The following is an 11,787-nucleotide window of genomic DNA, read 5'->3' as shown; positions in this document are numbered from 1 at the left end:
AACTTCTAGGCTGGATGAATAAATTTAAAGCTTATTCCTCAACGAAAGAAAAATAAAATAAATCAGTTTAACTTGACGAAAAATACGTTTTGGCTCTTTTAGTAAACGATATAACCACTCCAGCCCCATATCACACCACATCTTTGGTGCTCTAGCTACAGCGCCGGTATAGACGTTGTAAGTTCCGCCAACCCCCATCATAAAAAAGTCTGCTCCCATTTCCTTGCAGCGCTTCATGAAAAGCTCCTGGCGTGGTGAACCTAACGCAACGGTTACAATACGTGGATTCACTGATAATATAGAATTAATCATCACTTCTTCATCATCAAAATAGCCATCATGCGATCCAACTACATTAACTCGATATTCTTGCTGAAGTTTCTCCACAGTACGCTTCAAAACAGAATCCGTAGCACCAAGGACATACACAGGGGTTTGCTCTTCACCAGCCTTTTTCATCAAGGCTTCCCAAAGTTCACAACCAGGGACGCGTGATATGGATGAACCCAACTTTTTTTCCGCTAACTTTACTGTTCCAATCCCGTCTAAATAGCGTAAGTTTGCGATCTCTAATGCTTGATAGGTAGATGGATTTTCCATCGATGAAACAATTTTCTCAGGGTTGATTGCCACGCCAATCGAGCTAGAATTTAAATGATGCGCAAAAATATCGTTTGCGGCATGTTCAACGCCGTTATAACACTTCACATCAAAGTCATAAATCTTAACAGTTTCAACAACAGACATTTTTTAAAAACTCTTTGGTAATTTTTTCTGAATTATATTTTTTCATTACAAATTCAGATGGTTTGGGGTTAGCATCGGAAAAGCACATATCACTGGCTTGTATAATGGCATGAGCAATTGTTGACTCGTCGTCACTATCAATTAATTTGCCTGCGAATGCTGGCACTACATCAGGAATAGCCTGATAATTTAAAGCTACAATCGGTAAGTTTGCCGCCATGGCTTCAATGTATACCATACCGAATGAATCTAGCTTAGACGGTAAACAAAATACATCTGTTGAAGATAAAAGCTTGGTTTTTTCTTCATAATCTATCCATCCCAACATAGACACTTTATGCTCAAGATGGTTCTCTGCAATGATTTGTTTCAGTTCAGCCTCTTGATTACCCGTTCCAGCGATTGTCAAAGTATAATTTTCAGGTAAATGCTTGAACGCAAGTACGGTCTTATCAACGCCTTTCCCAACCTCTAGACGTGCCATTGAAAGAACTTTTATTTTTTCTCCGCGTTTCCTTCGGATATCTTGCATAGCCAACGATTCTAACTGCTCATCCGCAGGGTTTGACGAAATTACAAACTTATCCTGATATTGAGGGAAAGCTTCAGTCAATAAAGACTTCCACCATGGCGTAAGTACGATGACCTTATCAGACAATTTGACGATCAACTCCAATAGCCATTTATATCGTCTCGAAGACAAGTAGTCATATACACGTGGAGAGTGTAAGTGACTTATTACGGTTGCATGCTTCAAGTGACAGATACATATAAGAAATAGCTTCCGAACCATAGAGAACCAAGGGCCAATGTGGAACCAACAATAGTCACTAGGCTTCACCTTGGTCGCTTCCTTTACGGCATTCCAAAAGCGAGATAATTTACTGCCTTCCGCATGAGTATCAATAAAACTTAAATCAACTCTGTCTTGCATTGTCGAGACGTAGCCAACAAGAGCGGTGCTAATCCCACCTTTACCTGATTTTAATGCGGTACTAAAGATCTTTAATGATGGCTTCTTATCCATAACTTCCTCAACTACTCTTTACCGTAGTTATAATATTTAGGCACATAATTGGTCAGAACTCGGCCAGCTAAATTCAAGAAAGGAATAAGAGTGTGCGGCGTTTTAGGTGAATACAACCCCTCAGAATTTAACGAAGACAAAGGACTATTCTCAGTGGCCCAAATATCTTTAAATACACGATAATTCAACACTTCGTGAACTTCAGCCTCAATACAAGATTTAAAAACAACAGGAGTAGCAAACAGCGGCAACACGATATTGAACAAACCGTTTAAAACCACACCTCCACATGACATAGCAGTAAAACCACGACCATAAAGAAACTCGAAAGCAGTCGCATTTTGTAACGGATCGCAATGCAAATTTAGGGACTGGATCATACCTATATCCCGATGTAACAAATCTCGCTCCTCACTATTCAAACAGGCATAACGGTTATCCAAAATGGTTTGGTAGGATTCTTTCTTCTCCACTAACCATGGAAAAAGCTTATTCAACTCACCTTCCACACCTCCATAGTGAAGATAAACCCCCCGCTGAAGAACATCTCCTAAATAGCCGTCCAGAGACACATAAGCTTGTCCCATCAGTGATGACGCATACTCATAATTTGCTATGAACTGTGGGTTAATCGCTTGATTCTGTCCATCAAATAACCATTCATTTATCGCAACATGTTCATCTTTAACTAATGTTTGCTTGAATAAGAATGATTGGTGCTGAGTGTCTAATTGCTTTGAAATAATGGCAGCGTTGCGCACATCTTTTGAGTTAACCGGCCCCCAAGTATAAGAAGAAGATGGATCACCTTTCATGGCCAATAGACGAGAATCAAAGCCTGCCGACAACGCAACAAACTTCTCAACTGGCTGAAAGTAAGCCGCTATTTTTTCGAGATAACGAGGTATATCACTCAGCGAAATAGAATTCACTTTTGAATAGTCGACGTACCCTGTTGTTTCGCGGGATGCAACGTCAAGAATCATACCTGGTAGCAATTTACTTACACTCTGATACTTAGTATGGCATCCCCAAGCATGGCCTTTCTTTTGAATAATGGTCTGCCATTTAGGATCAATATTACCCCCGATCTGTTGGGCTGAAGGTGACAGCTTAAATTCGTCTTCGGTCGTGTAATAATGCGAAGACAAACCAAAGTAATCATTGAACACAGACTGCTTACCAGACTTGTCTTCATACCAACCGATAAAGACCCCAGCTTCAATATTTTTCAGTACAGTGCACAAGCCTAGCTTAAGAATATCAGCGTGGAGTGTATCCAAATTATTGCGCTCATCTTGATAAATAAACCATCCGCTAACAATCAGTGTCGACGCTTCTTTTTCACTTATTGGGCTATTTCCTTGCCAAAGGCGTCCATCATAATGCACAACTACATGTCCATGCATTATTGCCTCAGCACGGTTTGATAACGCCGCGATGTATGAAGGGAACTCCCCTGCATTGATATTTAACCAGTTCATCCTAGCCCCTTTAATTGATTACTTTTTTAAACTTATACAGACGAACGACATAACAAATTAATATCAGTAAGATAATTGCCACCATTGATATAATTGCATAATCGCTGCTGACCTTAAATATCGAAAATCCCACATAACAAAGCAACATGACAACGAAAGTGATAGTGTTATATTTCAGGGCAACATTTTCTTTATTGAGGAAAATAACAAGCATGGAGTCCAGCAGCGATAGTTGACCAACAACCAAAACAAACAGCATGACTGTAATAACACCAAGCATCAATGGAGCCTCATTCATGATGTGATAACCATTGATATACAAATAAATGAGGGAAAGCAGTAAAATGGCTGGGAGAGACAGCAGACAGATTAAGCCAATCTGTTTATTTGTTTTTGCATAGAAGTCATTGTCTACCTTCCCATCCCTTGCATCTGAAGCAATTTTTTGAATTTTTGTATTGAAGACGGCACGTGGTAATACAAGCGCTGCGCCTGAAATTGCCACCACCATTGACAGCATAGACACCAAACGATCACTGGCTACCGTTAACATCAATGTAGGAAGAATATACATCACCCCGCCACTGACCAGGTTGGAATAACCGAGTTTCACTCCCATGATTAACGTCTGTGGATTATACCATTGCACGTCTTTTATCGCATACCTTCGGCTGATTAAGATGCTGATAAGTAAGGCAACCCCATTCGCCCCCGCAATCAGCAATAAACCGTTACTGTTTGGCCCAATGACAAAGCCGATCGCAGTGATAACGACCAATAGGCAGTCCATCTGAAATAGTTTATGCAACTCATTACTAGCAAGATAGTAATGTCGCTCAAGCTGATAAGCACCGATTGCTAAGAGAGCAAGAGTGAAAACGGCCGCGTTTTCAACAGGGACTAAGTGAAACAGCACACTTGCCAACGCCACACACAGTGATATCAGCAGCAATGATGCAAGATGGGTTATATACACCGTGTTTGCGTGGGCATGCAGCTCTTCGCCCCCTGCCTGTTTAATATACGACGTTGAGATCCCTAAACTGCTAAACATACATAAGCCCGTCACCAAAACAAACTGGCTGACGACCAAATCGCTCCCATCAGAGAGCAACAACATATTTAGCATGTAAATCGCGATTAAACGATACGCTCCCGGCATTACGGCGGACAGTATCGCATATATATTTTTTTTCAAAATCATCCCCAAAAACAAAGCTCCATTTTTATGGAGCTTTGTATCTTCGAGTAACTTTTATCTTACTTTTATAACCAAATACCTTTCGTATCGATAACAAAAGCATCGTTTAGTTTTATTTTTTTGAATTGTTTATGATCAACGAGCATTACATGAATGTCTGTTCTGGAGAGAGATTCATCAAGTGACACTAGGTTAATGTTATCAATATTAATGGAGCTAATATTTGGCTCGATAGCCAACACTTTGCCAACATGGCTATCTGCAATCGACTTTGTAATGTCGAGCGCTGGACTTTCACGTAAATCGTCAATATCTGGTTTAAATGCGAGGCCATAGCATGCAATAGTGACATCTTGTGCTGTCTTTGTCGGGTTTGCATTAAGGAAGTCTGCTACCGCCATCTTAACTTTATTAATAACCCACTCAGGCTTATAATCATTTACACTTCTTGCCATATGAATAACTTTAGCGGTCTCTGGCGTCTTGGAGACAATAAACCAAGGGTCAACTGCAATACAGTGACCGCCAACACCCGGTCCAGGCTGAAGAATATTGACCCTTGGGTGACGGTTAGCTAGAGATATTAACTCCCAAACGTCAATATCCAACTCATCACATATCATTGATAACTCATTAGCAAAAGCTATTTGGACGTCGCGAGAGCTGTTTTCAGTTAACTTTGCCATTTCCGCCGTTCGAGCATTGGTTACAACACACTCACCCATAACAAACGTTTTATATAGTTCAACGCTACGCTCAGAACAGCGCTTGCTCATTCCGCCAATTACTCGGTCATTCTGAACTAATTCTGTGACAACTTTCCCCGGCAATACACGTTCAGGGCAATGCGCAATATTTACATCCGCAAATTCCCCTGCCGTTTGTGGAAAGGTCAAATCCTTGCGAGCTTCAGCAAGCCATGCTGCCATCTGCTCTGTAGCACCGACAGGTGACGTCGACTCAAGAATAATCAAGTTACCTTTCTTCAAAACAGGAGCGATAGCTTTTGCAGCCGACTCGATATAAGTCAAATCTGGCTCTGGAATATCTCCTTTTTCACAAGGCTTAAAAGGTGTCGGTACTGCTATTAAAAAAGCATCTGCTGGTTCAGGCGTTGTTACCGCTTTCAAATATTCTTGCTGTACTGCAGCACTCACCAACATATCCAGATCCGGTTCAACGATATGGATCTCGCCGCGATTAATTGTGTCTACTGCATGCTGATTAACATCAACACCAATCACTTTTTTCTTGCGAGAAGCAAACATTGCTGCTGTTGGTAAGCCAATATACCCTAAACCAATAACTGAAATTGTTTCAAATGACATTTTTCATTCCAATATTTAATTTTATTTTGCTAATATATCTAAAATCATTTGACAAGCGTGACCATCCCCATATGGGTTATGTGCATAGCTCATCTCTTTATATTTAACTTCATCTTTTAATAAGATTTCTAACGCAGTAATTATTTTATCCGTATTTGTACCGACTAACTTTACTGTCCCTGCCTTAACAGCTTCAGGCCTTTCTGTTGTATCGCGCATAACTAATACAGGCTTTCCAAGTGAAGGGGCTTCTTCTTGAATACCACCAGAGTCCGTTAAGATGATATACGCCTTATCCATTAAATAAATAAATGGTAAATACTGCTGAGGCTCTATCAGTAAAACATTTTCAATATTACCTAAAATCCTATTTACTGGCTCACGTACGTTTGGGTTTAAGTGCATTGGATATAAAATTTGGACATCTGGATTACTTGTCGCAGTTTGCGCTAATGCTTCACAAATTCTCTCAAAGCCACCGCCAAAACTCTCTCGTCGATGCCCTGTAACCAAAATCAACTTTTTACTCTCGTCTAAGAACGGAAACTGTTTCTCTAGCTGAGATTTTAGCTCTTTGTTGGTTTCAATTTTTTCTCTGACCATTAATAATGCATCGATTACTGTATTCCCTGTTACATATATATCTTCGGAACAAAAGTTTTCTCGAAGCAAGTTATCTCTCGATGTCTCTGTAGGAGAAAAATGATATTTCGTCAAAACCCCAGTTAGACGCCGATTAGCCTCTTCTGGCCAAGGGGAGTATATATTTCCTGTACGAAGACCTGCTTCAACATGCCCTACTTCAATTTGCTCGTAATAGGCAGCAAGACTGGCAGCAAAAGTGGTAGCTGTATCACCATGAACAAGAACAATGTCGGGCTTGAAATCTTCAAATACAGGCTTGAGCTCTTGCACAATTCGAGCTGTTACATCATTAAGCGTTTGCCCTACCTTCATTAAATTAAGGTCATAGTCTGGCTTGATCTCAAATAATTCTAATACTTGATCTAACATCTCTCTATGCTGTGCGGTAACACAACATTTAGATTCAAAACGTTGATCGCTTGATAAAGCATGAACTAAAGGTGCCATTTTTATAGCTTCTGGGCGCGTACCAAAAACTGTTAGAATTTTTTTTATAGTCACTCTATTTTTCCCTAACAAAGTATAAAATTATGTTGGAACAAATAAATATAATTCATATTTGTTCACTGGTCATTCTTTGGCGCTTTTTCAATTTATTTAACCAAGAAGAAATGCGCCAAATATGACTAATTATCGAAAAGTAGCATGTAAACAAAATCAAGAAAGCACTAAACATTATTGATTCGCTAATACCAACAAAATCAGCCCACAAACCGATAGCGGCACAAATTGATGCCATCGAACAGATGAAAATTAACGTTGCACCTGGAGACAGCCCAATACGCTGACAAATATGGTGTAGATGTTCTCTGTCTGGTTGGAATGGTGACTGACCTTTACGAATACGACGGATCATAATGGTTGCCATGTCCATCAATGGTAAAGCTATCAACCACAGCGCTGTAACTGGCTTAAAAGCTACAGCTCCTGGCTCTTGTGTGCCGCGAATCAGCATCCAGACCACAGTAAAGCCGATGAACATACTGCCTGCATCACCCATAAAGATCTTAAAGCGACGACCAAGTGGGAAACCTAAGTTTAGGAAGATATAAGGAAGCATCGCAGTTACGATCAATAAACAGATCGTAGCTAAATATTCGTTTCCGTTGTAGGCAAATACAATACCTAATGCTGTAAAGGTGACCGAGGCTAACCCGCCCAGCAAGCCGTCTATGCCATCAACCATATTAAATGCGTTAATTGCGCCTATTACCGCAATAACGGTGATCACTGCGCCAGCGACTTCATTAAGGGCAATGGTTTCGCTCCCCATTAAGTAGCCTAAATCGTGTAAGCTGTGGCCTCCGATGTAAATCATCGCAAGGGATATTCCGGCTTGGATAATAAGACGAATTTTGAAACTTACATCGTAGTAGTCATCTAATGCGCCGAGCACTATAAGCACAGCCGAACAAGATAAGTAGAGTGATAGGTTGTCATTCATTGGTAGGAACAGAAGGAACCCGACCAGTATAGTAGAGAAAATGGAGATGCCTCCTACAAGGGGTACTACTCCTTGGTGGAGCTTTCTTGCATTGGGTTTATCTACTAGACCTACGCGCTTAGCAACTTTGCGCATAACAAAAAGTAGAACGAACGACAAAATAAATACAAATAAATATGCATTATTCATGGTAGCCAACTGTGTTATTAAATAAGTTTGAGGTAAATCTATAACGCATCCGACTGATTCCCTTTACGGATTCCATTGCATCACAGGTCCGATACTGCTGATTCTTGCTTCGCTCGTATCTAGACACGCCGAACTCTAAGAATGAGCAGGTGATTTTTTGGCGTGACAAAACCACATTAGCCAACGTGGGTTGTAACGCATTGCAAACGCTAATTTCTAATATTGAATATGTAAGTAACTGAGTTCCACCGACACTAGCTCGTGACGGTCATCGGTTCTCAGCCTTTTATAGGCAGGCCAAATACAAAGCTGAACATACTAACTAACGGTTTGGGCCAGTAGTTATGTACTTCTATAAACCTAGTATTTGGTTTTGATAGGTATGAGAAATGGAGATTTAAATTGTAACCTATGCCTAACCAACATTTGCTCGCCACTTTGTTAGCTTTGAGCGTCCCTCTGACAAAAGGGAATTACATAAATTTGTAATAGTTCTCGTTTTTTATAAATCAATCTTGCCAGAAATGCACTTAGGTGCTTATTATTATTAAAAATTATCTTGCTTGGTTTCTTTTCTAGTAGGAAAGAGGCCAACAGACGATTTGGGCACGCTACCGCCCCTAGGTCTGGCTCCTAGAAGCAAGTTTTAGACGTAGTGTTTAATGGTTGCGTTTCCAAACAGGAGACGAATTGTATAGTAAACACGTTGCAACTAAAAGTAGAACGTGTAAAAAGCTTGCAAAAAAATGTCTTTTTTCTGACACTTAACTCGGCATAAACGTGACGCTTTTTTTTGTTGGCTTACTAATTATTAAACTCCTTCCGGCATAGCTGATGTTTGTGTAGCTAGCGCGTTAATCTCAGAAGCCTAAGTGAAAATAGTTGCAATAATATGAATTGCATCACAACAGGTTGCAATGCTACACAGTCAAATTTATGACGAATATCTAAGTCTCTCTAAACTTTCGGTTTTGCTGTTTTCTTACTCTCATTATCCTTGCCTACAATGCGCTCACTTATTCACCACTTTCTGCTTACCTTGTTCATTGCGCGATTGACTGAGCCGTCTTTACGTCGCGAGGTGTCGCTATATAAAAGCAAATACTCGTAAGCGTGGGTTAACAAAGGAAAAGGCGTCGTTTCGTTATGAAAGTACTGCACCACGGTGGGAAAAATACGGTTACAGGCTCTTGTCACGAGCTCGTATTACAAAATGGAAGTGTGCTGATCGACTGTGGTTTGCTACAAGGTCAAGATAATGCTCAGCAGGAGAGTTTGAATATCGACTTTTCTATCTCTGATCTCAAAGCGGTTGCTCTAACCCATTCTCATATCGATCATGTTGGTCGGCTACCTTGGCTATTGGCTGCAGGTTATAAGGGACCTATCTACTGTACGGAAGCCACCGCTGAGCTCGTACCGCTTATGTTAGAAGATGGATTAAAGCTCCAATTAGGCATGAGGCGCCATCAAAGGGAAAGCTTGCTCGATTTTATTCGAACGCTTATTCGCCCTTGCTCTTACTCCCAATGGATAGAGATAGAAGAACATACCTATCTTCGCTTTCAACCAGCAGGACACATTTTAGGGTCTGCATATGTTGAGTTTCATTTATCAAACAATGAAGTTGTTGTGTTCTCAGGGGATTTGGGACCTCGCAACACGCCTCTCCTACCTGACCCGGTATCGCCTGAAAAAGCTGACTATTTGTTTATCGAGTCAACATACGGCAATAAAGTTCACGAAGATGTTGAGTCTCGCAGTAGGCGATTGCTTTCTATTATTGAGCACGCACTTCAGGATGGTGGCGTAATTGTTATACCTGCTTTTAGCGTCGGGAGAACTCAAGAGTTACTGTTTGATATAGAAAAGCTTATTCATGAGCACGCCTTGCAAGATTCTCTGCCTATTATTCTCGATTCTCCTTTGGCTAAAAAGGTAACTACTACCTATAGGCAATTTAAAAAGCTTTGGGGAGCTGAAGCGAAAGAGCGGCTCGAGCATCACCGACACCCTCTTGCGTTTGATCAATGTATTACCGTCGAAAGCCACACTGACCATTTAAAGCTCGTCAATCGACTCGCGAGCACGGCAGAAGCTGCTATCGTGGTTGCGGCCTCTGGTATGTGTGAAGGTGGACGTGTCGTCAATTATTTAGAAGCATTGCTGCCAGATAAAAGAAATGATGTGTTATTTGCAGGCTATCAAGCAGAAGGGACGTTAGGTCGGCGAATTCAGGATGGAGAAGAGAGCATCTTGATTGAAGGAAAGCGCGTTAGAGTGGAGGCTCAAGTACATACCATGTCAGGTTACTCTGCACATGCGGATAGGGACGATTTAATACAGTTTGTTTCTGGCATTCCAACTCCTCCGAAAGAAGTTCACCTTATTCATGGTGAACAGGAGTCGAAAAGAACGCTTTATCAACAACTGATAACCCTCGGATATAACTGCGTTATATAGTGAAATGAACAATCATTTAATTTCGAGGCAATATAATATATCGCAAACATAGTTTTTCGAGTTCATTGATATAATTACGTTAAGATTCAAAAACAAGTCATGAACAAGGACTCAGGTTCAAGAAAATTAACAAAGTTATGAGCATGTTCTGGATTCAGGGATATAATTTCTATACGAAATAAATTATAATCGCCGACTTGTAAGCAATTGGCTAGTCGATAACAACTTATTCCATTCCTATGACAGACAGTATGAGCGACACGCTTCAAGAACGAGAAGCTTCTGAATTAACTAAGCATAATTCTATCAGCATAACATCAGCATTGGACGAGTTATCCGCAAGTGAATCAAATGCTTGCCTTTATATCTACTGTCCAAAAGAAGACGAAGCAAAAATTGCTCAAGTACTTAAGAGGCATCCTGAGATTAACGCTCAGGTTAATAACTATTCTCTTAGAGACTTCAAGAGCAAAACGCTTTGCCACTTCAAAAGCTCGCATCTAGATCCTGAACAGCAAGCGTTTCTTGTCGCGGCGACAGAGCTAGGTGCTTGGGTTGAGCCATTAGTGAGCTATTTTGACCGTTCACTCGGATATACTGAAACTGAGCTTTTGCACAGCGGCTACTTCTTACACCAAAAAGCTTTTTCTATCCTTTCTAATCGTAAGAACAGCTGGCAAAAACGCTTCATCGATCTGTTGTTTGTTTTCATGCTGTCATGGGTTGCTATTCCAGTAGGGCTTATTACGGCACTACTCATTAAGCTTGAATCGCCAGGTCCGGTATTCTTTAAACAGCGTCGTACCGGCCAGTATAATGAAGAGTTTGAAGTGATTAAGTTTCGCTCTATGCGGAACGATGCAGAAAAGAACGGAGCCCAATGGGCAACCAAAAATGACGCTCGCGTAACGAAAGTCGGCTGTTTTATTCGTAAAACTCGCATTGATGAGCTCCCTCAGTTAATCAACGTACTAAAGGGAGAGATGTCGATGGTTGGCCCTCGCCCAGAACGTGAAGTGTTCATCTCTGAGTTGGAAAAAGCCATTCCTTACTATCGCTTTCGTCACGCCGTTAAACCTGGGGTCACTGGCCTAGCTCAAGTAAAATATCCTTACGGCGCATCGGTAGAAGACGCTATTTGGAAGCATAAATACGATGTCTACTATATCAAACACCAAAACTGGATGATGGAAGTGAAGATTCTTTTCCTTACAGTCAAAACGGTGTTATTTGGGATGGGTAGATAAATACCTATCAGA

General features: G+C 40.9%; 9 protein-coding genes. 2 read left to right on the top strand and 7 right to left on the bottom strand.

Annotation, left to right across the window (positions count from 1 at the left end; translation table 11 throughout):
• Positions 1 to 24: 24 nt before the first annotated feature.
• The 7 genes from R7Z50_RS18505 to wecA all read right to left on the bottom strand — a co-directional run bounded on the left by R7Z50_RS18505 (position 25) and on the right by wecA (position 8,065).
• Positions 25 to 747 carry a WecB/TagA/CpsF family glycosyltransferase gene (locus tag R7Z50_RS18505; RefSeq protein WP_318108378.1) on the bottom strand — a complete coding sequence of 241 codons (723 nt, stop codon included), beginning with the start codon at positions 745 to 747 and terminating at the stop codon, positions 25 to 27.
• Positions 734 to 1,774 (bottom strand): glycosyltransferase family 4 protein, encoded by a 1,041-nt coding sequence (locus tag R7Z50_RS18500; protein WP_213905891.1) that lies wholly within the window; start codon positions 1,772 to 1,774, stop codon positions 734 to 736. Before R7Z50_RS18500 ends, R7Z50_RS18505 begins: the two co-directional genes overlap by 14 nt.
• A gap of 11 nt (positions 1,775 to 1,785) precedes the next feature.
• Entirely contained in the window at positions 1,786 to 3,258 is a 1,473-nt protein-coding gene (locus R7Z50_RS18495; RefSeq protein WP_213905890.1) for a hypothetical protein, read from the bottom strand.
• A 10-nt stretch (positions 3,259 to 3,268) separates the two neighbouring features.
• On the bottom strand, positions 3,269 to 4,462 hold the full coding sequence (locus R7Z50_RS18490) for a hypothetical protein (protein ID WP_213905889.1): 1,194 nt from the start codon (positions 4,460 to 4,462) through the stop codon (positions 3,269 to 3,271).
• 62 nt (positions 4,463 to 4,524) lie between these two features.
• On the bottom strand, positions 4,525 to 5,787 hold the full coding sequence (gene wecC, locus R7Z50_RS18485) for a UDP-N-acetyl-D-mannosamine dehydrogenase (protein WP_213905888.1): 1,263 nt from the start codon (positions 5,785 to 5,787) through the stop codon (positions 4,525 to 4,527).
• Positions 5,788 to 5,808: 21 nt separating this feature from the next.
• Complete coding sequence (gene wecB / locus R7Z50_RS18480) at positions 5,809 to 6,933, bottom strand: non-hydrolyzing UDP-N-acetylglucosamine 2-epimerase (protein ID WP_318108384.1); 1,125 nt, start codon at positions 6,931 to 6,933, stop codon at positions 5,809 to 5,811.
• A 52-nt stretch (positions 6,934 to 6,985) separates the two neighbouring features.
• Positions 6,986 to 8,065 (bottom strand): UDP-N-acetylglucosamine--undecaprenyl-phosphate N-acetylglucosaminephosphotransferase, encoded by a 1,080-nt coding sequence (gene wecA / locus R7Z50_RS18475; RefSeq protein WP_318149195.1) that lies wholly within the window; start codon positions 8,063 to 8,065, stop codon positions 6,986 to 6,988.
• Positions 8,066 to 9,211: 1,146 nt separating this feature from the next.
• Between wecA and R7Z50_RS18470 the strand changes: the two genes are divergently transcribed.
• Entirely contained in the window at positions 9,212 to 10,528 is a 1,317-nt protein-coding gene (locus tag R7Z50_RS18470; protein ID WP_318149194.1) for an MBL fold metallo-hydrolase, read from the top strand.
• A 239-nt stretch (positions 10,529 to 10,767) separates the two neighbouring features.
• Entirely contained in the window at positions 10,768 to 11,775 is a 1,008-nt protein-coding gene (locus R7Z50_RS18465; RefSeq protein ID WP_017820724.1) for a sugar transferase, read from the top strand.
• The last annotated feature ends 12 nt before the right edge of the window (positions 11,776 to 11,787 follow it).

It is taken from the genome of Vibrio sp. 1249-1 (assembly GCF_033340495.1).
The sequence above is the reverse complement of the archived record's forward strand: the minus strand, read 5'-3'. Positions and strand labels throughout refer to the sequence as shown.